The organism is Metabacillus bambusae, assembly GCF_017497975.1.
GTDB lineage: Bacteria > Bacillota > Bacilli > Bacillales > Bacillaceae > Metabacillus > Metabacillus bambusae.
Genome location: NZ_JAGDEL010000021.1, coordinates 25,580 through 51,483 on the forward strand (window position 1 = coordinate 25,580; position 25,904 = coordinate 51,483).

Sequence of the window (25,904 nt, forward strand, 5' to 3'; positions counted from 1 at the left end):
GTATGAATTTTTTTTAAAACTCCTTGGACCTGTCTGTTTTCGTAATCATATGATAAATTACGGCAATACTGATAAGGATTAATAGTTTGAAAAGATTGCTAAGGAGGATTTATTATGAAAATTGGCATTCCTGCAGAAATAAAAAATAATGAAAATCGTGTTGCTATGACCCCTGCAGGTGCTTTTCATCTCGTAAACTCTGGACATGAAGTATATATTGAAAAAAATGCAGGGTTAGGTTCAGGGTTTACTGATGAACAGTATACTGAAGCTGGTGCGCAAATTGTTGAAACAGCTCAGCAAGCATGGGCAATGGATATGGTTATGAAGGTAAAGGAGCCTTTAAAAGAAGAATTCCGTTATTTCCGAGAAGGGCTCATATTATTTACGTATTTACATCTTGCACCAGAGCCTGAGTTAACTGTTGCATTAATTGATCATAAAGTTATTGCGATTGCTTATGAGACAGTTCAACTTCCAAATGGTTCACTCCCACTCCTAACACCTATGAGCGAAGTTGCTGGTAGAATGGCCTCACAAATTGGAGCGCAATTTTTAGAAAAGCCAAAGGGAGGTAAGGGGATATTATTAGCAGGAGTACCTGGTACAAGGCGAGGAAAGGTCTCCATCATTGGTGGTGGTGTTGCTGGGACAAATGCAGCGAAAATTGCAATCGGACTAGGTGCAGAGGTAACAATTTTAGATGTGAATCCTGATCGATTAAGACAGCTTGATGATATTTTTGGTAGTGACATTTCAACATTAATGTCAAATCCTCTTAATATTGCCGAAGCTGTTCGTGAATCTGATTTGGTTATAGGAGCAGTGTTAATTCCTGGTGCAAAAGCTCCAAAGCTTGTGACAGAGGATGTTGTAAGTTCTATGTCAGATGGATCTGTTATTGTTGATATTGCGATTGATCAAGGTGGGATTTTTGCAACAACTGACAAAATAACAACTCATGATAATCCAACGTATGAGAAACATGGGGTATTACATTATGCTGTAGCTAATATGCCAGGTGCTGTTCCACGCACTTCAACATTCGCTCTAACAAATGTAACAGTCCCTTATGCTGTTCAAATTGCGTCCAAGGGCTACAAAAAAGCATGCTTGGAAAATGAAGCTTTATTAAAAGGTATCAATACATTGGATGGATATGTCACTTACGAAGCGGTAGCAGCAGCACACGGCTTATCCTACTCAGATGCACGTACTTTGTTACTTGGGGTATAAATACATCACTCCAACAAAAGAGGCTGAACCATATTTATTTTGTCAGCCTCTTTTAAAAGTTATACGTTTATAAAAACTGTGAAAAAGGGTAAAACGAATCATAGGTAATGTTTACTCCTTTTCGTTTTAATATAAGGCTCTTTTCTAAGAGATTGTTGCTTTTAAAACGAAAACTATTTAAGGTTGATTGGAACGGATTGCGAGACTCCTGCGGAAGCAGCGGGACAGGTGAGACTCATGCAGGCGTTTTACGTCGAGGAGGCTCACCGCCCGCCCCGCGGAAAGCGAGCATCTGGAGTGGAATCAACCACACCGCATTACTTGGTAAATAGCAACAAAGTTTGCGAAAACAGCCTAATATAAAGAAAGCAGGTGAATAGAATGCATGTATCTTATCATGGTCATTCGGTCGTACAAATTTCAACAGGGAATAAAAGGATTATTGTTGATCCATTTATAAATGGTAATAATTTAACAGATTTAAAAGTAGCTGACCTTGAAGTTGATGTGATTATCTTAACACATGGTCATAATGATCATGTCGGTGATACAGTTGAAATTGCTAAGAAAAACAATGCATTAGTTATTGCTCCGTATGAGTTAGCTGTTTACATAGGTAGAAATGATATTGACATTCATCCAATGAATATTGGTGGAGCTTATCAATTTGATTTTGGTACAGTTAAACTAACACAGGCTTTTCATGGATCAAGTTACGAAGAAGAAGATGGAACTGTTGTATATACAGGGATGCCTTCAGGGGTTCTGTTAACAGCTAATGGAAAAACGATCTATCACGCCGGAGATACTGCTTTGTTTTCTGATATGAAAATGATTGGGGAAAGAAATACTATTGATCTAGCATTTTTACCAATTGGAGATAATTTAACAATGGGTCCAGAGGATGCAGTAGCTGCAGCTGCTTGGCTAAAAGCTAAAAGGGTAGTTCCTATCCATTACAATACGTTTCCAGTAATAAAACAGGATCCTAAAGAATTTACAAATATGCTGCCAAAAGGGATAGGCTATCCATTAAAGGTTGGAGAAAAACTAGAATTATAAGGTGAGACATCAATTGGTAGGATTTTTTCATCCTACTAAATAATAGCGAAACTTATAACTTGAATACGAATGGGATAAATCAATAGATGGAAGTAGATGATTCATATCAGCTACTTCTTTTTTTTATGGTACATGCATAAAATAGAGCAATGATTAATTTGAAAGGATGATTCACATGAAAAATTTAATGTATACATTAATTACTCTTGCAATGCTCTATTACGGACTACAGCAGATTACTTTATCCGGTGATCGATTACAAACTGTGTTTGCTATGAGTTGGTTGTGTTTAGCGATATTTGTAATTGGTGGGAACTTTGCACATTATCTATATCGTCCTAAGAAACAGGTTCAAGCAAAACAAATTAAATCCTACAAAACAAAAAGAACCTATTCACGTCACCGTTTAAAATGAAGAGAAAACGTAGTTCCAAACCATGCGTTGATATATATATGCACCACCCTTATAATAAAAGAAGATAACATACTATTAGATTGTTTATATAAACGGTGTAATATATATAAAGGGTGATGCAGCTTGGCTACGAAGCACGAGCAAATTTTACAATATATTAATTCACTTCCAGTCGGTGAAAAAATTTCAGTTCGTCAAATTGCAAAGGATATTAATGTCAGTGAAGGAACAGCCTATAGGGCGATTAAAGAAGCCGAAAATAAAGGGTATGTTAGTACGATTGAACGTGTAGGAACAATTAGAATCGAAACAAAAAAGAAAGAAAATTTCGAGAAATTAACCTATGCAGAGGTTGTTAACATTGTTGATGGACAAGTTTTAGGTGGACGAGCTGGCTTACATAAAACATTAAATAAGTTTGTAATTGGTGCAATGAAGCTAGAAGCAATGATGCGTTATACCGGTGCAGGTAACTTATTAATTGTTGGGAACCGTACAAATGCTCATCAATACGCTTTAGAGGCAGGTGCAGCGGTTTTGATAACAGGAGGCTTTGATACAGAGGATAGTGTGAAAAAATTAGCAGATGAGCTTGAATTGCCGATTATCTCGACTAGTTATGATACGTTTACTGTCGGTACAATGATTAATCGTGCTATCTACGATCAGCTGATCAAAAAGGAAATTGTTCAAGTTGAGGATATTTTAACACCTCTTGAAAAAACGATTTACTTAAAAACAACAGATACGGTAGCAACCTGGTATCAGAATAACTATGAAACAGGACATGGACGATTTCCTGTTATTGACCAAAATATAAAGGTGCATGGAATCGTAACATCAAAGGATATAATGGGACATGATCATTCTACAATAATTGAAAAGGTAATGACAAAAAATCCAGTTACAGTTATAGGCAAAACGTCAGTTGCATCTGCTGCCCAAATGATGGTTTGGGAAGGAATTGAAGTGCTTCCGGTAGTTGATCAACATCATCGTCTACAAGGGATGATTAGTCGTCAGGACGTTTTAAAAGCATTGCAAATGATCCAGCGACAGCCGCAAATTGGTGAAAAACTTGACGATATAGTAACCAATCAGTTTATAACAATTGAAGATGAAACAAAGCGGAGTAGTATTTTTAGATGTGAAGTAAGCCCGCAAATGACAAATCATCTCGGAACAATTTCTTATGGTGTGTTTACGACTCTTGTTACAGAATCAGTAAATCGGTATTTAAGAGCGCAAAAAAAAGGCGATATCATTGTCGAAAATATCACTATTTACTTCATTAAGCCAGTGCAAATGGAAACAATGCTTGAACTTCACCCGAAAATACTAGAAGTAGGGAGAAAGTTTGGAAAGATTGATATTGAAGCATACAGTGAAGGAATGGTAGTAGGGAAAGCGATGATGATGGTTCAATTGATAGAAAGATAAGCTCGAAGCTACTTGATCAGAATTCGGTCAAATGGGCGACCTTCTTTGCTCCCAGTTGGACTGTTGAAGCAAAACACAAAAACTAAGTAAAAAAACTTTATTTAACTTAAAAATAAGAAGAGGAAGAATGATACACCTCTTCTTATTTTTGTTCTTGAGCTTCTTTTACTACCTGAGGTAAATAATGCTTATAGGCACGGAATCCTGCCCAACTACTACCTATACCAATAAGTACAAAAATCACTCCAACGATTAACGACAAGGTGGATCGATATAGGAATAATTGGTTAAGACCAAAAGAAGCAACAAATAATCCTAATGCAATACTAGATTTTGCAGCTATCCACTGTTTTTCGATCGACTTAGTGGATCTATATGCTTTTACTTTATAATAAGCATAAAAGGCTAAAGAAATAACGATGATTACAACTAACACTGGCATATTTATAAACCTCCCACAAAAAATCATATTTCAGCTTTTGTAATTAAAAGCGATTATCAATCAGAAGATGAACCTACAATTGATAAAGGATCCATTTTATCCCATTCTTAACATGCAGTAAAATCCTAACCTTCAGAGGCTAGAGAAGATACAAGATAGGTAGGGGATAATTGACTGTAAAGATCCGATAAGTCTCGCTTTATTTTAACATGTCTTACATCAAATTGTACTCATTTCCTATTTGCTGATTATTCTTTCTTTTTAAATACATGTTTTTATGATTTAATAACTTATAAAGAACTTAAAAGGAGATTCAAATGAAACAACAGATTTTAGAAGAAATACATAAAAATAATACGATTATTATTCATCGCCATGTTCGTCCAGATCCAGATGCTTATGGATCACAATGTGGGTTAGCCGAAATATTAAAGGCTTCTTATCCAGAAAAAAATATCTTTGTTGTTGGTGAAAGCGAGCCATCTTTGGAATTTCTTTATAAAATGGATCTAGTAGAGGATGATGTTTACCAGGAAGCGTTAGTTATCGTCTGTGATACTGCAAACCAGGCTCGTGTAAGTGATCAACGTTATAAAAATGGTAAAAAACTGATAAAAATTGATCATCATCCAAATGAGGATAAGTATGGGGATCTACTATGGGTTGATACAACAGCAGCTGCAACAAGTGAAATGATTTATGAATTATTTTTAGAAGGCAAAGAACAGGGTCTAGTACTTTCTAAAAAAGCTGCACAGTTATTATATGCGGGTATTGTTGGTGATACTGGTCGCTTCCTGTTCCCGAGTACGACTGAAAAGACCTTTGGTTACGCGAGTGCTCTTATATCTGAAGGAATTGAGTTTACTCCTTTATATAATGAACTTTACAAAACAAAGCGCAATGTTGCAAAGCTAAGTGGCTATGTGTTGCAAAACTTTACGTTAACTTCATCAGGTGCTGCAAGTATGAATATTTCAAAGGACATCTTAACTGAGTATGAAGTAACGCCCTCAGAAGCATCTCAGTTAGTTGGTATTCTCGGAAATATTGAGGGAGTTATATCTTGGGTGTTTTTCGTTGAAGAGGAAAATCAAATTCGGGTAAGATTGCGATCAAAAGGGCCTGTGATAAATGAATTAGCAAGGAAATATAATGGTGGTGGACATCCTTTAGCATCAGGTGCATCCATATATAGCTGGGAAGAAGCTGTTCAGGTGCTTAAAGATTTGGAAGAGCTTTGTCAAGATTATTAAATAATTGTGAAAAAGGTTATGTAGTGGTTCGGAATTGTGATACGGTTCCGAACCTTTTTTAAATAGGGTATTGGATTTTTTGAAGATATCAAGAAAAAAGAATAGTAAAGTCATATACAATAAAGAAATAATAAAGTTGAGGAAAGGATGACACCGCTTACTAATCTCTGTTTGGGATAAACCAAATGCCAATATCAGTGGCATCCTCATATACATCGAGATTTAATACTTGAATTTCTTTTTTTATTAACTTTGCTAGCTCGGCAGATTCAACATATGCTGAAAAGCCATTTTTAATATGCTCTAATTTTTCTTGAGCAATTTTTTTTGAATTAAAAATATCCATTTTTATCCCTCCAATTATAATGTCATTACAAAATCAATTTTGACGAGGGTAACATTTAACTATTGTGTCAGCCTCGTCTTAAAATGATTTGTGAAACATTGAACGGAATGTCATGATGGCAAAAGGTGAAATAAATATTTTGCTTTTTGCCATCATACTGTTTGTGCGTTACACTTACTTTAAGTAGTTGATATAGAATCAGTAGGCAGGTGTTTATCAAAAAAGATATTATAGGATTTCACAAGTTTTTTTACCCTTGAGGTGAGTAGTGTGAGGTGAACATTGTAGTAATCTTGATGAAAGTAAAAATTAAATTATTTACTTGTTTTTCCTATTTCTATTTTATCGGATATTTGAGTTAAATGCGATTCATTTTTGCATAATTCTAAAAAATTTTATTCTAAAAATGAGATCTCAACCTCAATATAAATAGTTGTTAGTAACATGAATTTTGTCATCTCAAGTTTATATTCTTTTCCATCTCTCTTAAAAACCTTATTCTCGATCGTTCTTTCGATTAATAAATGACTTGAAGATACGGTCTCGATATCTTTTGCAATTAAATCAGATAAATCTTTTTCTACCTCATCCTCTATATTTTTTATCATAAAATCCTTAAAAAGATACTTGTCACCGTTTGTTAGATGGATATTTATTTCTTGAACAGTAATTTTTTGTTGCGCTTCTTTATTTAGTTTTATATATTCTTCTTGATAAATTTCTTTGTCTTTTCTTAACTTTTGAATAGTTAACTCTTGTTCATCGATAATTGTCCTATGCTTTTCTTGAATCACTCCAAAAATAAATAAAAAAACACCCCAGCTAATAATCGCTCCAATCGCTGCACCGGCAAAAAACCGCTGCCATGAAGGTTGTTGATAATGTGGTGGAATTCTCATGTAATATGCTCCTGTGTAAGCCAATGAATAAGAAGCCAGCCAGTTTGAGCTCCACCCATTCCAGATATAATTAGTAATACTTGTTTTATGATGTCTCTTGTTTCTCCTTGGAAAATACCACGTTCAAAGCTGTAGAAAGCATCAAATGTTCCACCTATTGCAGCAACAAGTGCCCATATTTTTAAGCGATTTGCAAACTCAAACATTTTCGTTAAAGGAGGCTCACCTGCCAAGAAAGCTCCAATTGCACCTATAAGTGTACCACCTAAAATAACTCCTAATGCAATAAAATAGCTATGAATAAAAGCCGGTATAAAGGCTTCGTTGTCCATAAACATCATCCTCCTCTATTAATGTATATGGACGACCCTTTTTAAGTATGTTTTGTTTTACATGTAAAATAGAAAATAGATTAGCTTTCTACATCTTATTAACAGAGCATGTTTCTTTCTATTTGTATCGAAAATAATCTCGGAATATAATGAAGGATATACATTAGTGAATTTAAATAATGGCTCTGTTAAAGCTCACTGTTGATTTTGGCACTTTGTTGATTGGAGCGAATATGTGAGACTCCTGCGGGAGTGCGATTCCAAGGGAGACTTACGCAGGTGCATAGCAACGAGGAGGCTCCCGGACCGCCCGCGGAAAGCGGACGCCTGCAGAGGAAATCAACAACCCAATTTAACAGAGCCTAAATAATAAATATTTACATATATTAGTTCAAGAAAGGAGGAATTTGTTTGCCTTTCGTACATCTACAAGTAAAAAGTGCATACAGCCTGTTAACAAGTGCTGCAAGGTTGGACAGGCTTGTAAATAAAGCGAAAACACTTAAGTTTAAAGCATTGGCTTTAACCGATGATCAAGTCATGTATGGTACTGTTGCGTTTTATAAGCTATGCAAACAACATGGTATTAAGCCAATTATCGGTTTAACAATTAACATTATAGATGAACAAGGAGAGGGAGAGTCTACCTCACTTATTTTATTAGCAGAAAATAATAATGGATATCGAAATTTATTAAAGATTAGTAGTGCATTGCAGACGAAAACTCCTGAAGGATTACCTGAAAGGTGGCTTAAAAGCTATAGTCAGGGTTTAATTGCCATTACCCCTGGAATGGACGGGATCATTGAGAAAAATTTATTAGAAGGAAATCGTGTAAAAGCAAAAGAGCTAACGAAAAAATATGAAACTATATTTGGTCGACAATCTTTTTATCTGGGACTGCAAAATCACTTGTTAGATCAAGAAAAGCATCTATTAACTGAACTAGTATCTTTGAGCGAAGAAACGAAGGTACCTGTCGTTGCAACTAATAATGTTGCCTACCTAGAGCATGACGACTATATCGCCTATAAATGTTTATCGGCAATAAAAAATGGTGATAAGCTTTCAGATGAGCACATTGATTTACACACACCGAATGAATACTATTTAAAATCGCAGCAGGACATGGCCTCACTCTTTGATCAATATCCTGACGCGTTAGAAAATACTTTGTTAATTGCGGATCGGTGTCAGGTTGATCTTGAACTTGGTGTTACACATTTACCAAAATTCCCAACACCAAACAATGAAAGTGCGAATGATTATTTAGAACAGCTTTGTATGGAAGGATTAAAAGACCGATTTGAAGGACCTGAAAAGAGCTATATAGATAGACTTACGTATGAACTTAGTGTCATAAAGAAGATGAATTTTAGTGATTATTTTTTAATTGTTTGGGACTTTATGAAATATGCACATGAAAATGGCATTCTCACTGGTCCAGGGCGTGGATCGGCAGCAGGTTCACTTGTTTCTTACGTGCTAAAGATTACCGATGTTGATCCGATTAAACACCGCCTCCTTTTTGAGCGTTTTTTAAATCCAGAACGAATTACAATGCCTGATATTGATATTGATTTTCCAGATACAAGGCGTGATGAAGTCATTCATTATGTAGCGAACAAATATGGGAAAATTCATGTAGCACAAATTATCACGTTTGGTACTTTAGCTGCTAAAGCTTCAATCCGAGATGTTGGTAGAGTAATGGGTGCTTCACCGAAGGAAACAGACTTGCTTTCTAAACAAATTCCATCACGTCCTGGTATTACTCTAACAAAAGCCATAGCAGAATCTCATGTCTTACAAAAAGTGATTAGTGAAAATAAGTTATATAAAAAGATAATCGATACAGCATTAAAAATAGAAGGACTTCCAAGACACGCGTCAACACATGCTGCGGGTGTTGTTTTAAGTGACCAACCTTTAACTAATATTGTCCCGATTCAAAATGGACAACAGGATGTTTTTTTAACTCAGTTTTCAATGGATTACTTAGAGGATCTAGGCTTATTGAAAATGGACTTTTTAGGTCTAAGAAATTTATCATTGATAGAAAATATAACAAAATTAATCCAGCGTGAAGAAGGATATTCAGTTGACTTACCGAAAATATCTTATCAGGACGAAAAAACCTTTTCTCTTCTTTCACGTGGGGATACAACAGGGGTATTTCAGTTAGAGTCTGAAGGAATGAGAAGTGCATTAAAACGACTTAAACCAACCAGCCTTGAAGATATCGTTGCTGTTAATGCATTGTATCGTCCAGGCCCAATGGAGAATATCCCTCTCTATATTGAAAGAAAACATCAGAAAAGCTCTGTGCATTACCTGCACCCAGCGCTTGAGCCCATCTTACATACAACCTATGGAGTAATTGTTTACCAAGAACAAATCATTGAAATTGCCTCAACTATTGCTGGATTTACTTTAGGTGAAGCTGATTTATTAAGAAGAGCTGTTGGTAAGAAGAAGAAAGATGTACTTGATAAAGAGCGGGAGCATTTTGTGAAGGGTTGTAAGGCTAATGGTTATAATGAACATGTTGCAAATAATGTTTATGATTTAATTGTAAAATTTGCTAATTATGGCTTTAATAGGAGTCATGCAGTGGCATACAGTATGATTGCTTATCAATTAGCATATCTTAAGGCGAATTACCCACTTTATTTTATGACGGCTTTATTAACAAGTGCGAGTGGAAATGATGAAAAGGTTTCACAGTATATACGTGAAGCGAAACAGAAGGGAATTACAATCTTACCTCCTTCTGTAAATAGTAGTGCTTACCCATTTTTAGTTGAGAATGGTAGTATTCGATATAGTTTAACTGCAATAAAAAATGTTGGGATTGCTGCGATTAAAGAAATATTCCATGCCCGCAAAAAGAAACGGTTTACAGACTTATTTGACTTTTGCATCAGAGTATCAATGAAAATTATTAATCGTCGGACAATGGAACAGTTAATCTTTTCAGGGGCTATGGATGATTTTGGAGTAGAGAGAGCAACCCTGCTAGCTAGCTTAGATGTTGCTATTGAGCATGCTGAATTGCTTACACCGTCTGATGAGAATCAAATTGATTTTTTTGAGGAAGAAGCGTTTGCACTTAAGCCTAAATACATTGAGGTAGAACCGTTCAAAATTGAAGAAAAGTTGAAGTTTGAAAAAGAAACACTTGGCTTTTACTTTTCTTCCCACCCGGTCGAACTATATCGGGAAAAATTCCAATCAGTAAATGCAAGTAATATAGCAGATGTGAGTTTGTTAATAGATAAAAGGGCCACGATAGGTGCAATGATCGTGAGCATTCGAACTATCCGCACGAAAAAAGGTGACGTAATGGCATTTTTAATAATTGCTGATGAGACTGGCGATATTGATGCTGTTATGTTTCCGCAAATTTATACTAAATTTAGTGAAAAGATAGGAATTGGTAACACATTCCTCTTGGATGGGAAAGTAGAACGACGTCAAGATAAAGTACAATTTATTATACAAAGAGTCATATTACCAGAAGAGCTATCCAGTTTAGGTGTCCAATCAAAGCTTTTTATAAAAATTGAAAGACAATCGATGGAACCACAAAGATTATTTGAAGTGAAGAAATACCTTAAAGAGTTCAGTGGGGATACTCCAGTATTTCTCTATTATGAATCTGAAAAAAGAACTGTTCAACTTCCATCAGAATTCTTTATTTCTCCAACTGAAGCATGTATAGATGCATTAATTAAATTACTTGGAAAAGATAATGTTGTTTTAAGTAACCATCAATGAAATAAATTTGCTTTATTACAATAATAATTAGACAAAAATAGTCAATTACTTATGAATGGGCGGAATAAACTCATAATTTGTCGATAAATATGTCTTATCAGACATCAAAGGGATTAAAATAACTTTAGACAAAAGTAGGTTCTTTTCTAAGAGATTGTTGCTTTTAAAACAAAAACTAATTTAAGTTGATTGGAGCGGAAATCAACCAGCCCGCATTACTTGGTAATAGCAACAAAGTTTGCGAAAACAGCCTAAAAGTAACATGTTGTACTTCCTACCAACGACAAGTCCTACTTTACAAACAGATGAATTATGTTATCATTTAATAATGATTATTAGTGGTCTGACCACTTGGGGATCGTATAGAATATTATTTATGCTAGGTCTTAAAACTTTACAAGGTACAAAGGGGATGTTAATGATGTCATTACGAGAAGAAGCTTTACATATTCACCGTGTAAATAAAGGAAAGCTTGAGTCAAAATCTAAAATACCTGTGAGAAATGCACACGATCTAAGTCTAGCCTATTCACCTGGTGTGGCTGAACCTTGTAAAGATATATATGATGATAAAAATAAAGTATACGATTATACAATGAAAGGGAATATGGTTGCGGTTGTTTCCGATGGAACTGCAGTTTTAGGTCTAGGAAATATTGGACCAGAGGCTGCTCTACCTGTAATGGAAGGAAAAGCGGTTCTATTTAAAAGCTTTGCAGGAGTAGATGCTTTTCCAATTTGTTTAAATACAACAGATGTTGACGAAATCGTAAATACGGTTAAACTACTTGAACCAACCTTTGGTGGTGTAAACCTTGAGGACATTGCAGCTCCGAACTGCTTTGTTATAGAAGAGCGTTTAAAAAAGGAAACAAACATTCCTATTTTTCATGATGACCAGCACGGAACAGCAATTGTAACAGTTGCAGGACTTGTTAATGCCCTGAAATTGGTTGGCAAAAGTATGTCAAATATTCGTGTTGTTGCTAATGGTGCTGGTGCAGCTGGCATTGCAATTATTAAGTTGCTTTATACCTACGGTGTTAGAGATATTATTATGTGTGATTCTAAAGGGGCTATATACGAAAACCGTACAGTAGGTATGAATGAGGTAAAGTCAGAAGTGGCGAAATTTACCAATAGAGATCAAATAGAAGGCTCGCTTGCAGATGTAATAAAAGAAGCAGATGTGTTTATTGGAGTTTCAGTTGAAGGTGCTTTAACAAAAGAAATGGTTCAGTCAATGAACCCTGAACCAATCATATTTGCGATGGCAAATCCAGTCCCAGAAATTATGCCAGAAGATGCAAGAGAAGCAGGTGCAATGGTTATTGGAACAGGTCGTTCAGATTTTCCAAACCAAGTTAATAATGTACTAGCCTTCCCTGGAATCTTTCGAGGTGCATTAGATGTCAGAGCAACCCACATCAATGAAAAGATGAAAATAGCTGCAGTTGAAGCTATAGCATCACTTGTTTCGGAAAGTGAATTAAGCTCTGATTATGTTATTCCAGCTCCGTTTGATGTTCGTGTTGCTCCAGCAGTAGCATCTGCTGTGGCAAAGGCTGCTATGGAAACTGGTGTAGCTAGAATAAAAGTTGACCCAGAAGAAGTTGCAGAAAAAACGAGGCAGCTTGCTATTATTGAGTAGAAGTGAGTGATTTGTCTTTGACAACCACACAATCAAAAGTGTATATAGAAATTCTTCGTCATATTAGGGCTTATATAGTAGAAAAACAGCTTTCATATGGTGATAAAATCCCTTCCGAAAGAGAATTTGCAGAAAAGCTTAAGGTAGGTAGATCTTCAGTTAGAGAAGCATTGCGTGCTCTTGAGCTTTTAGGGATGATTGAAACGCGAAGAGGAGAAGGCACATTTCTTAAAGATTTTCGAGAGCATAATCTTATTGAACTTTTAGGTACGTTTATATTAGAGGATTCAAAAGCGGTTGTTGATATTATCCAAATGAATTCTCTATTGGAATATAATGCATTGCAATTGGTTTTACAAAACAATCCTGAAGCAGAACTTAAATTGATAGCAGAAAAACTTTCGAAGAATACAGTAACAAGGTATGAATGTATGAAGGAGATTATTCAACTCTCTAACAACCATCTACTCTTTCGAATATGGATGGTGATAAATGACTATGTAACCTTTGTCTGCAAGTGCGATCAAGTGAAGGTTTACTCAAATGAAAAATTAGAAATGCTAGTTAATACCTTATTGAACAAGGAACAAGAAAAGGTTTTTGCAGCTTATGAAGCGGTATCTCTTAAGGAATATGTCGAATAGATACTGACAAGCTTCAACAACATGCTTATTCATCATTCTATAAAGTATAGGTAACTGATAAATAAAGAGATCTTGATGATGGTTTTACTAGTAAATTAGATTAGTTCAACCACATTACCTTTAATATGAAAAAGAAGATTTGTAGAGAAACAGCTTTAGAAAAGGGGAGGTACCGTTTTGTTAAAAGATTTGTTTACGAAACCGAAACCGAAGAAAAAAAAGTATGCACAGGTTCCGTCTGAGCAAGCAAAACAAGATGTTCCTGAAGGAATTGTCATTAAATGCCCGAGTTGTAAAAAAATTATGTATACAAAAGAATTAATAAAAAATGAAAAGGTATGTATGAATTGCGGCTATCATCATCAAATGAACGCTAAGGAACGTATTAAGAGCTTATTTGATGAGCATAGTTTTATTGAATATGATAAAGATATGATTTCAGAAAATCCATTGCAATTTCCAGGATATGAAGAAAAGCTAGAAAAGGACCGTCAAAAAACGCAACAAAATGAAGCTGTTGTTACAGGTGAAGGTACAATAAATGGCTTTAAAACAACAGTTGCCATCATGGATGCTAGCTTTAGAATGGGAAGTATGGGATCAGTTGTTGGTGAAAAAATTACTCGTACAATTGAACAAGCTAATGAAAAAAACTTACCCTTTATTATTCTAACTGCATCAGGTGGTGCAAGAATGCAAGAGGGTGTATTAAGTTTGATGCAAATGGCCAAAACTAGCTCTGCACTAAAGCTCTATAGTGATAATCAAGGCTTAATTATTTCTGTTATGACACATCCTACAACAGGTGGAGTGTCAGCAAGCTTCGCATCGTTAGGTGATTATAATTTTGCTGAGCCGGGAGCACTTATAGGATTTGCTGGAAGAAGAATTATCGAGCAAACAATTAGAGAAGAACTTCCTGAAGATTTTCAAACTGCTGAATTTTTATTAAAGCATGGACAGCTAGATGCTGTTATAGATCGTCAAGAGTTAAAAGAAACGCTTAGTAATATTCTTGATATTCATCAATCAGGAGGTGAATTAACATGGTAGGCGAATTAGAATTTGAAAAGCCTGTAACTGAGCTTAGAAAAAAAATTAGTGAACTAAAAGAATTTACTATAGGATCGGATGTTGATTTATCATCCGAAATTGAAAAGCTAGAAGTCAGATTAGAAAAGCTAGAAAATGAGATTTATACAAATATAAAGCCCTGGGACAGAGTTCAAATTGCAAGACATCCTAGTAGACCGACTACTTTAGATTATATCGAACACATTTTTACTAATTTCTTTGAATGTCACGGTGACCGTTATTATGGTGATGACGATGCGATCGTAAGTGGAATTGCAAAGTTTAAAGGTCTTCCTGTTACTGTCATAGGGCACCAACGCGGTAAGGATACGAAGGAAAACATTCGTAGAAATTTCGGTATGCCTCATCCTGAAGGCTACCGTAAAGCTTTAAGATTGATGAAGCAAGCGGATAAATTTAATCGTCCAATTATTTGCTTTATTGATACAAAAGGTGCTTACCCAGGAAAAGCGGCAGAAGAGCGTGGGCAAAGCGAAGCAATTGCTAAAAATTTGTTTGAAATGGCTGGTTTGTCAGTACCAGTAATTTGTATAGTAATTGGTGAAGGTGGGAGTGGAGGAGCCCTTGCTTTAGGTGTGGGTAACTATATTCACATGCTGGAAAACTCTACTTATTCTGTTATCTCACCAGAGGGTGCTGCAGCATTATTGTGGAAGGATGCTGGTTTAGCAAAAAAGGCAGCAGAAACAATGAAAATAACTGCTCCAGACCTAAAAGAACTAGGTGTTGTTGATGAAATAATCCCTGAAGTGAAGGGTGGAGCACATAAAGATATCCCTCAACAAGCAGGTTATATTGAAGAAATATTAGCAAACTCTTTAAAAACTCTATCAGCAATGACTGGAGAAGAACTCATTCATCATCGTTACGAAAAGTTTAAAAGAATCGGGCAAGTATCATTTACAAATGAATTACTTGGGGTAAAATAAGAACGTGTGGCCATAAAGGTCCACGTTTCTTTTGGTGGTAATGAAAAATATGGTTTGTTTAGACTTAATTTGGGTATCTTGCTTTCTATGGACTAGTTACTATGGAAATGAAGGTAATGAAGGTTTTTTATTTCAATAGCGGCTAATTAGCTTAGATGCTACTCATGGCACTGCCACTTTACTAGCATGCAAGGAAAGACAATAATTTTGCAAAATTATATAATTCTTTAAACACAGAGGTTAATTTATTGTATAATGATAAAGGCTCTTGAAAAAGGTTATTCGACAAAAGTTGCACGTTTGACCTTGTTGTTTTGACTTTTCTTTCATGTTATTTTAAAAGTAAATCAATGTGCTATATTATTATAGTGGGGTGAAGAAGTTTGAAAAAAATTGGTGTTCTAACAAGTGGAGGAGACGCTCCAGGTATGAATGCTGCTGTACGAGCAGTTGTGCGTAAGGCAATTTTTCATAATGTTGAAATTTATGGTATCTATCATGGGTATACGGGTTTAATTGAAGGTCAAATTGAAAAATTAGAATTAGGATCTGTAGGAGATATTATTCACCGTGGTGGTACGAAACTATATTCAGCAAGATGTCCTGAATTTAAAACAATTGAAGGACAGAAAAAAGGGATTGAACAACTAAAAAAGCATGGTATTGAAGGGTTAGTTGTAATTGGTGGAGACGGCTCATATATGGGAGCTAAAAAACTAACTGAGCATGGATTTCCATGTGTAGGAGTACCAGGCACGATAGATAATGATATTCCTGGAACTGATTTTACAATTGGATTTGATACTGCGCTTAACACAGTAATTGATGCAATTGATAAAATTCGTGATACAGCTACATCACATGAACGTACATATGTAATTGAAGTAATGGGTAGACATGCTGGTGATATCGCATTATGGTCAGGTTTGGCAGGTGGAGCAGAAACAATATTAATTCCAGAAGAAAATTATGATATGGATGATATTGTTGCACGCTTAAAGCGAGGGAACGAACGAGGCAAAAAACACAGTATAATTATTGTTGCAGAAGGTGTCGGAAGCGGAGTAGACTTTGCAAAACAAATTGAAGAAGCTACTACTTTTGAAACTCGTGTATCTGTGTTAGGACATGTTCAACGCGGTGGATCACCAACTGCATCTGACCGTGTATTAGCTAGCCGATTAGGAGCTTTTGCCGTAGAATTACTTCTTGAAGGTAAAGGCGGTCGCTGTGTTGGTATTCAAAAGAATGAGCTCGTGCATCATGACATCATAGAAATACTTGATCAACCACATACAATTGACAATGATATGTACCGCTTATCAAAAGAATTATCAATCTAATCTATATATGTTGGGATCGTTTTCATACATGATGCCTACTTGGGGTTTTTCAACCCTTCATAATGTGCTGTATTCAAATGTATTATCCTAATAGCAAGTTGCGGGGAATTAGCTAAGAATATAAAAAACCATAATAGTTGTGGAAACTAGGGGAAGGCAATCTTTAGTTTAGATCTGTCCCCTTTTCCACCAAAATGGTAGGAGGAACGTAAATGCGTAAAACTAAGATTGTATGTACAATTGGACCAGCTAGTGAATCGATTGAAAAATTAACAGAGTTAATGGAAGCAGGAATGAATGTTTCGCGCTTGAATTTTTCTCATGGTGACTTCGAAGAACATGGTGCTAGAATTATAAATATCAGAGAAGCTTCTGCAAAGTTAAATAAAAATGTTGCAATTTTGTTGGATACAAAAGGTCCTGAAATTCGTACAAACACAATGGAAAATGGAGCAATTGAGCTTGTTGCTGGAAATGAAATTATCATTTCTATGACTGAAGTTGTAGGTACATTGGATAAATTTTCTGTCACATATGATGGCTTAATAGATGATGTACATATCGGCTCAACTATTCTTTTAGATGACGGTCTTATCGAACTTGAAGTAATTGGTTTAGATCATTCAAATGGCGAAATAAAAACGAAAATTAAAAACAGTGGTACATTGAAAAATAAAAAAGGTGTAAACGTACCAGGTGTAAGTGTTAAACTTCCGGGTATTACCGAAAAAGATGCGAAAGACATCGTATTTGGAATTGAGCAAGATGTTGACTTCATTGCAGCGTCATTTGTTCGCCGTGCATCAGACGTTCTTGAGATTCGTGAGTTACTTGAAGAACATAATGCTAGCCACATTCAAATCATTCCTAAAATTGAAAATCAAGAAGGCGTAGACAATATCGATGAAATTCTTGAGGTATCAGATGGTTTAATGGTAGCACGTGGTGATTTAGGTGTTGAAATTCCTGCTGAAGAAGTACCTTTAGTTCAAAAGGAATTAATCAGAAAATGTAATGCATTAGGAAAACCAGTTATTACAGCAACACAAATGCTTGATAGTATGCAACGTAATCCTAGACCAACACGTGCTGAAGCAAGTGACGTAGCCAATGCCATTTTCGATGGTACAGATGCAATCATGCTTTCTGGTGAAACTGCTGCGGGAGCATATCCAGTGGAAGCGGTTAAAACAATGCATAACATTGCTTCAAGAGCTGAAGAAGCACTTGATTATAAATCAATCCTTTCAAAGCGTAGTGCACAAGTAGGTACGACAATTACCGATGCAATTGGTCAATCAACAGCATATACGGCATTGAATTTAGGTGTATCAGCAATTGTTACGCCAACAGAGAGTGGACATACTGCAAGAATGATATCAAAATATCGTCCTAAAGCTCCGATTGTAGCTGTGACGGTATCTGATTCAATTTCACGTAAATTAGCTCTTGTTTGGGGTGTTTATCCTAGAAGTGGAAACCACTCAACGTCGACTGATGAAATGTTAGATAACTCTGTTGTAGAAGCAATAAACAGTGGTTTTGTTTCACATGGTGACTTAATTGTCATTACTGCAGGAGTACCGGTTGGTGAAGCAGGAACAACAAACTTAATGAAAGTACATGTAATTGGTGATGTACTTGCTAAAGGACAAGGGATTGGGCGTAGATCTGCCTTCGGTAAAGTTGTTGTAGCAAGCACAGCTAAAGATGCTAAAGAAAAGATGACAAAAGGAGCAATCCTTGTTGCCCAAAGTACAGATCGCGATATGATGGAAGCACTTGAATTAGCTTCAGCTCTTATCACAGAAGAGGGTGGGTTAACTAGTCATGCAGCAGTGGTTGGATTAAGCCTTGGAATCCCTGTTATTGTCGGAGTAGAAGATGTAACAACTCTATTAAAAGATGGTCAAGATATTACTGTGGATGCTGTTCGTGGCGTCATTTATGAAGGCCATGCGAGCGTACTGTAATAAATAGGCTAGTGTTAATTATTCTTGATTAAAATTAATTTTGTTCATATATCTGATTGTATCGTTTGAAGCGTGAGGTCAGATGTGAGATGTGAGGGAATCGGGAACCACCGATTCCTTTTTTATATCTCTAAATGATGGAGTAGGGTGGAACTCCTTCTCTTTTTTTAAACAATCGAATAAAATAGAGGGTAGTACACAGTAAGAACAAAGCTTATTTAGCTTTTCATGCCTATATTAAAGAGGTGAGATAATGAGGTTATTAGTATTTTTGATTATTGTCATACCAGCATTAGAAATTGGGTTTCTACTTCTTTCTGGAAAAACGATAGGTGTACTTCCAACTATTTTACTAATTGTTTTAACTGGTGTTGTTGGGGCGTGGCTTGCAAAAAAACAAGGGATTGAAGCATTAAGAAAAGCACAGCAACAAATGCAATACGGACAGATTCCTAATGAGGCTATTTTAGATGGACTATGTATTTTAGTTGGTGGCTTATTGCTCCTTACACCAGGTTTTATAACGGATATGACGGGATTCTTATTGTTATTTCCGATAAGTAGGAATAAAATTAAACCGATTCTTTTATCAATTATTCGAAAAATGATAGACAAGAATCAATTTACAATTATTCGTTAATTTTTCGGGGGAAGACGATGGAGCTAGTTGTCAAATTGGTATCCACAGTTCAATGATTTCTTTATTTTTAAAACAAGAACAAAGGCTGATTCTTCGAAAAGAAATCAGCCTGTTTTATTTAGTAAAAGGTTGATGAATTACTTTTCTTTTCCAACAATAAACTGCCACAAACCAATATATACACCTGCACTGTGTAAGGTTTTTAAAATAACCAGAACAACTGGTCCTGCAATAAGTCCTAGAAATCCAATTAACTTATAGCCAATAAAAAGAGACACTAGTGTGGCGAGGGGATCTAATCCAATACTTGAAGATAGTACTTTAGGCTCCATGATTTGTCTTTGCAATAATACGATGAGATACAGGACTCCAATCCCAATTGCAAGAGGGAGACTTCCGCTAAACGCTAAGTAAACAATCCAAGGGACAAATACTAGCCCTGTACCAAGATAAGGAAGGATATCAACTAGTCCAATTAGCAAGGCAATTGTAATAGCATAATCAACACGTAGAATCAGAAGGCCAATTAATACAATCGTCGTTGTAATAGATATAAGTGTTGCTTGTGCCCGAATAAAACCGATTAGCGCTTTTTTAAGTTCTTCAAAAATTGTTTTTCCACTTTTCCTTGCTTTAGGAGGAAGGATTCTTTTAAGCGTGGTCTTAAATTTATACCAATCTTTACTGATGAAGAATGTGGCTAATAAGGAAAAGATAATAACTGTAGCTGCGTTTGGGAGCCAACTAATCATCACTGGTATATTTTCTAAAAAGCTTTTTATGAAATTTCCAACGCTTGAAGATACCTGCTCACCTATGTTTTGGATATTTATGATAATGGATTGTTGTTGATTTGATTCAAGATTATTAAAAAGATATGTTAATTGGTTATATAAAGGCATAATCTTTTCAACAAAAAATGTTTCAATATACATAGCTAGCAATGTTAAATGGCCTGGTAAAACCTTTGCTAAGTATGTTGTACCTGTTACTATTTCAGCAACTAAAAGGATAAGGATCCCGGCAATGATACAAATTAAAAGTAAAATAGCGATGATCACGGATAATCCTCTAGGGACTCTGCCTTTTCTCTCCATAAAATTAACAAACGGGTTAATTAACAGTGCGATGAAAATGGCAATGATAAAAGGATATGTCAAAGTAGATAAATAATAAGTGAAAAAAATACCGAGGATCGATAAGCTAACAATCAATAAAAGCCTTAACATGCTATATACATAATACAAATTCAACTTGTCTCCTCCCGTAGTATAGCGTCTTATAGCATGTTTATTACACTACAGGCTTGTTTATACTATCTGAATTTATATTATAAGGATGTAGAATAAGAAACTATGGTTAATCTCCATTAGGAATTGGCGACAAGCCATGGTTTACTAATGTAAGGAAACTTAGGTTTATTGTAATTAATTAAGGAATGCAAATATAAAAATGATCAGTTTGGGGGGGTAACAACATGTTCAGTCAACCAATGTTATTTTTACTTATATTGCTAGGTATCGGGGTGTTAGCGAAAAATCAATCATTAATTATCGCTGTTTCATGCTTAATTATTATTAAGCTAATTGGTTTGGATTCAAAGATACTTCCGACAGTTGGATCGAAAGGGATAAATTGGGGAGTAACGATAATTACAATAGCTGTACTTGTTCCAATTGCAACTGGTGATATTGGGTTTAAACAGCTTTTAGAAGCAGTAAAATCTGCATACGCATGGATTGCATTAGGAGCGGGCATTGCTGTGGCCCTAATTGCTAAAAATGGTTTAACTCTTTTAGCTGAAGATCCTCATATTACTACTGCACTTGTTTTTGGAACGATTTTAGCTGTGGCATTATTCAATGGAGTTGCTGTTGGTCCACTAATTGGTGCAGGCATTGCTTATATCGCAATGCAGATTGTTAAGCTTTTTAGTTCATAATCTAAATGAAGTTTTCTTTCTTTCGTACAAAACTCAATAGTCGGTAAATTCAGGCATCAAAACTAGTCGCAAAATTGAGATATACTTTAAACTCAATTTAGTTAGGGAGGAACAAGCTAGCTTAAAATAAATTATGTTGTAAACAAAAACTATTATATCCTCAAACTATCTTATTGACATACTAACTAGTAAAAGCGGGCTATTTTCACTTTTCTTTATTCAATTATTAGGGAATATTTACAAGCGAAAATATACACTAATATAACAATTTTATGCTATGGCTCTATAAGTGTGGTAGAATGAAGTGGAATAATTCCTAAAAAAACATTTTTCTAACAAATTTTTTGTCCTTATTGAATTGTTTTCGTTCACAAAAGTCTGATAATTGTTTATAATAGGAATAGGGACATTTATAATGCCTACAATAGGAAGTCAGTAATGAAAGAAAGCTCATTTTGACTTTTCTCTAAACGTAAAAAATGTAAGCATTTTCTTTTTAAGTGCTTCAATGTGAGCAAGCGCTCAATCGTCTAAAAGTTTAAAAGAAAGAGCATTTTGTATTTTGACATAGATAGTAGAATCTACATTTTTTTACTCATACTATAAAGAAATATCTCTTTCCTCAGATATTTTTCTTACATATTTCAAACGATGAGAAAAATGGTGATGCTTTTTTAGACTTTTTTGTGGTTTATACTTTTAAACTTTTAAGATGAATGGGGAATAAAAGGTAAAGGAGAGGTTTTTTATGACAGCAACACGCGGTCTTGAAGGAATCGTAGCGACTACTTCATCTGTAAGTTCGATTATTGATGATACATTAACATATGCGGGCTTTAACATTGATGATTTAGCGGAAAACGCTAGCTTTGAAGAAGTGGTATATTTACTATGGCACCGAAAGCTACCAAATGCAGAACAACTCAATGAAATTAAGAAACAACTTGCGGAAAATGCAAAAATTCCACAGCAAGTCATTGACCACTTCAAAACATATCCTATCAATAGTGTGCACCCAATGGCAGCTCTTCGTACAGCTGTATCATTACTTGGCTTATTTGATGTGGAAGCTGATGTGATGGATACTGAAGCTAACTATAGAAAAGCAATCCGTCTACAAGCACAGCTTCCAATCGTCGTAACTTCTTTTGCGCGAATTCGTAAAGGCTTAGAGCCAGTAGAACCAAGAACCGACTTATCTATGGCTGCAAACTTCCTATATACATTATCTGGTGAAGAGCCAAATGAAGTAGCAGTTGAGGCATTTAATAAAGCGTTAGTTTTACATGCCGATCATGAATTAAATGCGTCAACTTTTACTGCACGTGTATGCGTTGCAACATTATCTGACGTTTATTCTGGTGTAACAGCAGCAATTGGAGCTTTAAAAGGTCCATTACATGGTGGGGCAAATGAAGCTGTTATGAAGATGCTTGCTGAAATTGGTGAAGTAGATAATGTGGAAAGTTATATCAATGAAAAATTAGCAAACAAAGAAAAGATTATGGGCTTTGGTCACCGTGTGTATCGACAAGGTGATCCAAGAGCTAAACACTTAAAGAAGATGTCTGAAAAGCTTTCGAAATTAACTGGTGAACCAAAATGGTATGAAATATCTTTAAAAGTTGAAGAATTAGTGAGATCACAAAAGCCATTACCACCAAATGTTGATTTCTACTCAGCATCAATGTACCACAGTTTAGGAATTGATCATGACCTGTTTACACCAATATTTGCGGTTAGTCGTGTATCAGGATGGTTAGCTCATATTCTAGAGCAATATGAAAATAATCGTTTAATTCGTCCACGTGCTGATTATATTGGTCCTGATAAGCAAGCGTATATCCCATTAGATCAACGTGGTTAATAATTTATAATTTGGAAATGGTATAAATAGAACTCTATTCTTATCATGTGATCCTCCCTGTTAGATCGGGAGGATTGCTGTGTGAAGTTGTTATCTTCATAAAAATCTAAAAAATTCGTGTAATTCTCTGCAAAAAAGTTAGAAAACTACTATACTAAATAGTGAACATATCTATCCTTTGGATAAATATAAGATAATACATAATCTGGGAGGTAATTTTTTTGACACAAGGTGAAAAAATTTCAGTAACAAATGGAGTATTAAACGTACCAAGCAATCCAGTTATCCCATTTATTGAAGGAGACGGAATTGGTCCAGATATTTGGGCTGCAGCATCACGTGTATTAGAAGCAGCTGTTGAAAAAGCATACAATGGTGAAAAAGGAATCGTTTGGAAAGAAGTATTAGCTGGTGAAAAAGCATTTAACCAAACAGGTGAATGGTTACCAAATGAAACATTAGATGTTATTCGTGAGTACTTAATTGCAATTAAAGGACCTTTAACAACACCAATCGGTGGAGGTATTCGTTCCCTTAACGTTGCTCTTCGTCAAGAATTAGATTTATTTACTTGCTTACGTCCTGTACGTTATTTCCAAGGTGTACCTTCACCAGTTAAGCGTCCAGAAGACACAGACATGGTTATCTTCCGTGAAAACACTGAAGATATTTACGCTGGTATTGAATATGCAAAAGGTTCTGAAGAAGTAGAAAAGCTAATCAACTTCTTGAAAAATGAATTAGGCGTTAATAAAATCCGTTTCCCAGAAACATCAGGTATCGGTATCAAACCAGTTTCTGAAGAAGGTACAAGCCGTCTTGTAAGAGCTGCAATCAATTATGCAATTGAGCATGGACGAAAATCTGTAACACTTGTTCATAAAGGTAACATTATGAAATTCACTGAAGGTGCCTTCAAAAACTGGGGTTATGAGCTTGCTGAAAAAGAATTCGGTGATAAAGTATTTACTTGGGCAGAGTACGATCGCCTAGTAGAAAAAGAAGGAAAAGAAGCTGCAAACAAAGCACAAGCTGATGCTGAAGCAGCTGGAAAAATTATTGTAAAAGATTCAATTGCTGATATCTTCTTACAACAAATCTTAACACGTCCTCGTGAGTTTGACGTTGTTGCAACAATGAACTTAAATGGTGATTATATTTCTGATGCGTTAGCTGCACAAGTTGGAGGTATTGGAATTGCACCTGGAGCAAACATCAATTATGAAACAGGACATGCAATTTTTGAAGCTACTCATGGTACAGCACCTAAATATGCTGGTCTTGACAAAGTAAATCCATCTTCAGTGCTTCTTTCAGGTGTATTGATGCTTGAACATTTAGGATGGACTGAAGCGGCTACTCTAATTACGAATTCAGTTGAAAAAACAATTGCTTCTAAAGTTGTAACATATGACTTTGCTCGTTTAATGGATGGAGCGACAGAAGTAAAATGTTCTGAATTTGCTGACGAGCTTATTAAAAACCTAGGGTAATTACTAGTCATAAACTGAATTTTACTGGCCTTACATGCTATTAAATTTAACTAGTTGGTGGAAGGAACTGCTCCTTCTACCAAACCTATACATATTAAGGGGATGTTAATATGGCAATTAAGCGTAAGAAGGTTTCTGTCATTGGTAGTGGATTTACTGGTGCTACTACAGCTTTTCTATTAGGTCAAAAGGAACTTTCAGATGTGGTATTAGTAGATATTCCACAAATGGAAAACCCTACTAAAGGGAAAGCTTTAGATATGCTAGAAGCAAGTCCTATACAAGGATTTGATGCAAATATTATTGGTACATCAAACTACGAAGATACAGCAAATTCAGATATCGTCGTTATTACTGCTGGTATAGCTAGAAAGCCCGGGATGAGCCGTGATGATCTTGTTGCTACTAATGCTGGTATTATGAAAAGTGTTACAAGGGAAGTTGTTAAGTATTCTCCTGAGTGTACAATTATTGTGTTAACAAACCCTGTTGATGCAATGACATATACAGTATTTAAAGAGTCTGGATTCCCAAAACATCGTGTAATTGGACAATCAGGTGTACTAGATTCAGCTCGTTTCCGTACATTTGTTGCACAAGAACTAAATCTTTCAGTTAAGGATATAACAGGATTTGTATTAGGTGGACATGGCGATGACATGGTACCTCTAGTACGTTATTCGTATGCTGGAGGTATTCCATTAGAGACGTTAATCCCTAAGGATCGCTTAGATGCAATTGTGGAAAGAACGCGTAAAGGTGGCGGAGAGATCGTTAACCTATTAGGAAACGGAAGTGCATATTATGCACCAGCTGCTTCTTTAGTAGAGATGGTTGAGGCGATCTTAAAAGACCAACGTCGTGTGCTTCCAACAATCGTATACTTAGAAGGTGAATATGGGTTCAACGGAATCTATTTAGGTGTTCCAACTGTTCTTGGTGGCAATGGTTTAGAGCAAATCATCGAACTAGAACTAACTGAGGATGAAAAAGCAGCACTGCAAAAATCTGCAGATTCTGTTAAAAATGTAATGAAGGTCTTATCATAAGAGTAACAATTTTATAATAAATAAAGATATAAACAAAAAGAAAGTTGGGGATATCCTCAATTTTCTTTTT

The 25,904-nt window shown here is 35.5% G+C and carries 22 protein-coding genes; 17 read left to right on the top strand and 5 right to left on the bottom strand.

Annotated features, from left to right (window positions below):
* Positions 1-114: 114 nt before the first annotated feature.
* The 4 genes from ald (at position 115) to I7822_RS21650 (ending at position 4,153) form a co-directional block, all read left to right on the top strand.
* Entirely contained in the window at positions 115-1,236 is a 1,122-nt protein-coding gene (ald, locus tag I7822_RS21635) for an alanine dehydrogenase (protein WP_207981154.1), read from the top strand.
* A 381-nt stretch (positions 1,237-1,617) separates the two neighbouring features.
* Complete coding sequence (locus tag I7822_RS21640; RefSeq protein ID WP_207981155.1) at positions 1,618-2,298, top strand: metal-dependent hydrolase; 681 nt, start codon at positions 1,618-1,620, stop codon at positions 2,296-2,298.
* 175 nt (positions 2,299-2,473) lie between these two features.
* Positions 2,474-2,713, top strand: a complete 240-nt coding sequence (locus I7822_RS21645; protein WP_207981156.1) for a hypothetical protein — start codon at positions 2,474-2,476, stop codon at positions 2,711-2,713.
* A 123-nt stretch (positions 2,714-2,836) separates the two neighbouring features.
* Positions 2,837-4,153 (top strand): CBS domain-containing protein, encoded by a 1,317-nt coding sequence (locus tag I7822_RS21650; RefSeq protein WP_207981157.1) that lies wholly within the window; start codon positions 2,837-2,839, stop codon positions 4,151-4,153.
* Positions 4,154-4,295: 142 nt separating this feature from the next.
* On the opposite strand, the gene I7822_RS21655 is transcribed toward I7822_RS21650, so the two are convergent.
* The gene (locus tag I7822_RS21655; RefSeq protein ID WP_207981158.1) at positions 4,296-4,595 is read right to left on the bottom strand and encodes a YtpI family protein; all 300 of its coding nucleotides are present in this window, start codon (positions 4,593-4,595) and stop codon (positions 4,296-4,298) included.
* 317 nt (positions 4,596-4,912) lie between these two features.
* Between I7822_RS21655 and I7822_RS21660 the strand changes: the two genes are divergently transcribed.
* On the top strand, positions 4,913-5,851 hold the full coding sequence (locus I7822_RS21660; RefSeq protein WP_207981159.1) for a DHH family phosphoesterase: 939 nt from the start codon (positions 4,913-4,915) through the stop codon (positions 5,849-5,851).
* A gap of 160 nt (positions 5,852-6,011) precedes the next feature.
* Here the strand turns inward: I7822_RS21660 and I7822_RS21665 are convergent, their stop codons facing one another.
* The 3 genes from I7822_RS21665 to ytrH form a co-directional block, all read right to left on the bottom strand.
* Positions 6,012-6,197 carry a YtzJ family protein gene (locus tag I7822_RS21665; RefSeq protein ID WP_207981160.1) on the bottom strand — a complete coding sequence of 62 codons (186 nt, stop codon included), beginning with the start codon at positions 6,195-6,197 and terminating at the stop codon, positions 6,012-6,014.
* 395 nt (positions 6,198-6,592) lie between these two features.
* Positions 6,593-7,096 carry a sporulation membrane protein YtrI gene (ytrI, locus tag I7822_RS21670; RefSeq protein WP_207981161.1) on the bottom strand — a complete coding sequence of 168 codons (504 nt, stop codon included), beginning with the start codon at positions 7,094-7,096 and terminating at the stop codon, positions 6,593-6,595.
* Positions 7,093-7,428, bottom strand: coding sequence for a sporulation membrane protein YtrH (gene ytrH / locus I7822_RS21675; protein WP_207981162.1), 336 nt, complete (start codon positions 7,426-7,428; stop codon positions 7,093-7,095). The genes ytrI and ytrH overlap by 4 nt, the downstream gene beginning before the upstream one ends.
* A gap of 411 nt (positions 7,429-7,839) precedes the next feature.
* Between ytrH and dnaE the strand changes: the two genes are divergently transcribed.
* The 8 genes from dnaE (at position 7,840) to I7822_RS21715 (ending at position 19,483) form a co-directional block, all read left to right on the top strand.
* Positions 7,840-11,208: a DNA polymerase III subunit alpha gene (dnaE, locus tag I7822_RS21680; RefSeq protein ID WP_207981163.1), complete on the top strand. Its 3,369-nt coding sequence runs from the start codon at positions 7,840-7,842 to the stop codon at positions 11,206-11,208.
* 421 nt (positions 11,209-11,629) lie between these two features.
* Entirely contained in the window at positions 11,630-12,859 is a 1,230-nt protein-coding gene (gene ystJ / locus I7822_RS21685) for an NADP-dependent malic enzyme (protein WP_207981232.1), read from the top strand.
* 11 nt (positions 12,860-12,870) lie between these two features.
* Positions 12,871-13,503 (top strand): FadR/GntR family transcriptional regulator, encoded by a 633-nt coding sequence (locus I7822_RS21690; protein WP_207981164.1) that lies wholly within the window; start codon positions 12,871-12,873, stop codon positions 13,501-13,503.
* 177 nt (positions 13,504-13,680) lie between these two features.
* Positions 13,681-14,556, top strand: a complete 876-nt coding sequence (gene accD / locus I7822_RS21695; RefSeq protein ID WP_207981165.1) for an acetyl-CoA carboxylase, carboxyltransferase subunit beta — start codon at positions 13,681-13,683, stop codon at positions 14,554-14,556.
* Positions 14,550-15,527 (top strand): acetyl-CoA carboxylase carboxyl transferase subunit alpha, encoded by a 978-nt coding sequence (gene accA, locus I7822_RS21700; protein ID WP_207981166.1) that lies wholly within the window; start codon positions 14,550-14,552, stop codon positions 15,525-15,527. Before accD ends, accA begins: the two co-directional genes overlap by 7 nt.
* A 383-nt stretch (positions 15,528-15,910) precedes the next feature.
* Positions 15,911-16,870, top strand: a complete 960-nt coding sequence (pfkA, locus tag I7822_RS21705; protein WP_066326806.1) for a 6-phosphofructokinase — start codon at positions 15,911-15,913, stop codon at positions 16,868-16,870.
* 212 nt (positions 16,871-17,082) lie between these two features.
* Positions 17,083-18,843, top strand: a complete 1,761-nt coding sequence (gene pyk, locus I7822_RS21710) for a pyruvate kinase (RefSeq protein WP_207981167.1) — start codon at positions 17,083-17,085, stop codon at positions 18,841-18,843.
* 253 nt (positions 18,844-19,096) lie between these two features.
* Positions 19,097-19,483, top strand: coding sequence for an FxsA family protein (locus I7822_RS21715; protein WP_207981168.1), 387 nt, complete (start codon positions 19,097-19,099; stop codon positions 19,481-19,483).
* A 137-nt stretch (positions 19,484-19,620) separates the two neighbouring features.
* On the opposite strand, the gene ytvI is transcribed toward I7822_RS21715, so the two are convergent.
* Positions 19,621-20,736 (bottom strand): sporulation integral membrane protein YtvI, encoded by a 1,116-nt coding sequence (gene ytvI, locus I7822_RS21720; RefSeq protein WP_207981169.1) that lies wholly within the window; start codon positions 20,734-20,736, stop codon positions 19,621-19,623.
* 224 nt (positions 20,737-20,960) lie between these two features.
* On the opposite strand from ytvI, the gene I7822_RS21725 reads away from it, so the two are divergent.
* The 4 genes from I7822_RS21725 (at position 20,961) to mdh (ending at position 25,834) form a co-directional block, all read left to right on the top strand.
* On the top strand, positions 20,961-21,425 hold the full coding sequence (locus tag I7822_RS21725) for a DUF441 domain-containing protein (RefSeq protein WP_207981170.1): 465 nt from the start codon (positions 20,961-20,963) through the stop codon (positions 21,423-21,425).
* Between the two features lie 748 nt (positions 21,426-22,173).
* Positions 22,174-23,292, top strand: a complete 1,119-nt coding sequence (gene citZ, locus I7822_RS21730) for a citrate synthase (RefSeq protein WP_207981171.1) — start codon at positions 22,174-22,176, stop codon at positions 23,290-23,292.
* A 221-nt stretch (positions 23,293-23,513) separates the two neighbouring features.
* Positions 23,514-24,785 carry an NADP-dependent isocitrate dehydrogenase gene (icd, locus tag I7822_RS21735; protein WP_207981172.1) on the top strand — a complete coding sequence of 424 codons (1,272 nt, stop codon included), beginning with the start codon at positions 23,514-23,516 and terminating at the stop codon, positions 24,783-24,785.
* A 110-nt stretch (positions 24,786-24,895) separates the two neighbouring features.
* Entirely contained in the window at positions 24,896-25,834 is a 939-nt protein-coding gene (gene mdh / locus I7822_RS21740; RefSeq protein ID WP_207981173.1) for a malate dehydrogenase, read from the top strand.
* The last annotated feature ends 70 nt before the right edge of the window (positions 25,835-25,904 follow it).

Coding starts and splice junctions, on each gene's coding strand:
- mdh (WP_207981173.1), top strand. CDS start 24,896: ATGGCAATTAAGCGTAAGAAGGTTTCTGTCATTGGTAGTGGATTTACT.
- I7822_RS21715 (WP_207981168.1), top strand. CDS start 19,097: ATGAGGTTATTAGTATTTTTGATTATTGTCATACCAGCATTAGAAATT.
- ald (WP_207981154.1), top strand. CDS start 115: ATGAAAATTGGCATTCCTGCAGAAATAAAAAATAATGAAAATCGTGTT.
- I7822_RS21725 (WP_207981170.1), top strand. CDS start 20,961: ATGTTCAGTCAACCAATGTTATTTTTACTTATATTGCTAGGTATCGGG.
- citZ (WP_207981171.1), top strand. CDS start 22,174: ATGACAGCAACACGCGGTCTTGAAGGAATCGTAGCGACTACTTCATCT.
- accA (WP_207981166.1), top strand. CDS start 14,550: ATGGTAGGCGAATTAGAATTTGAAAAGCCTGTAACTGAGCTTAGAAAA.
- I7822_RS21640 (WP_207981155.1), top strand. CDS start 1,618: ATGCATGTATCTTATCATGGTCATTCGGTCGTACAAATTTCAACAGGG.
- ystJ (WP_207981232.1), top strand. CDS start 11,630: ATGTCATTACGAGAAGAAGCTTTACATATTCACCGTGTAAATAAAGGA.
- ytrH (WP_207981162.1), bottom strand. CDS start 7,428: ATGGACAACGAAGCCTTTATACCGGCTTTTATTCATAGCTATTTTATT.
- I7822_RS21665 (WP_207981160.1), bottom strand. CDS start 6,197: ATGGATATTTTTAATTCAAAAAAAATTGCTCAAGAAAAATTAGAGCAT.
- I7822_RS21655 (WP_207981158.1), bottom strand. CDS start 4,595: ATGCCAGTGTTAGTTGTAATCATCGTTATTTCTTTAGCCTTTTATGCT.
- ytrI (WP_207981161.1), bottom strand. CDS start 7,096: ATGAGAATTCCACCACATTATCAACAACCTTCATGGCAGCGGTTTTTT.
- pyk (WP_207981167.1), top strand. CDS start 17,083: ATGCGTAAAACTAAGATTGTATGTACAATTGGACCAGCTAGTGAATCG.
- I7822_RS21645 (WP_207981156.1), top strand. CDS start 2,474: ATGAAAAATTTAATGTATACATTAATTACTCTTGCAATGCTCTATTAC.
- I7822_RS21660 (WP_207981159.1), top strand. CDS start 4,913: ATGAAACAACAGATTTTAGAAGAAATACATAAAAATAATACGATTATT.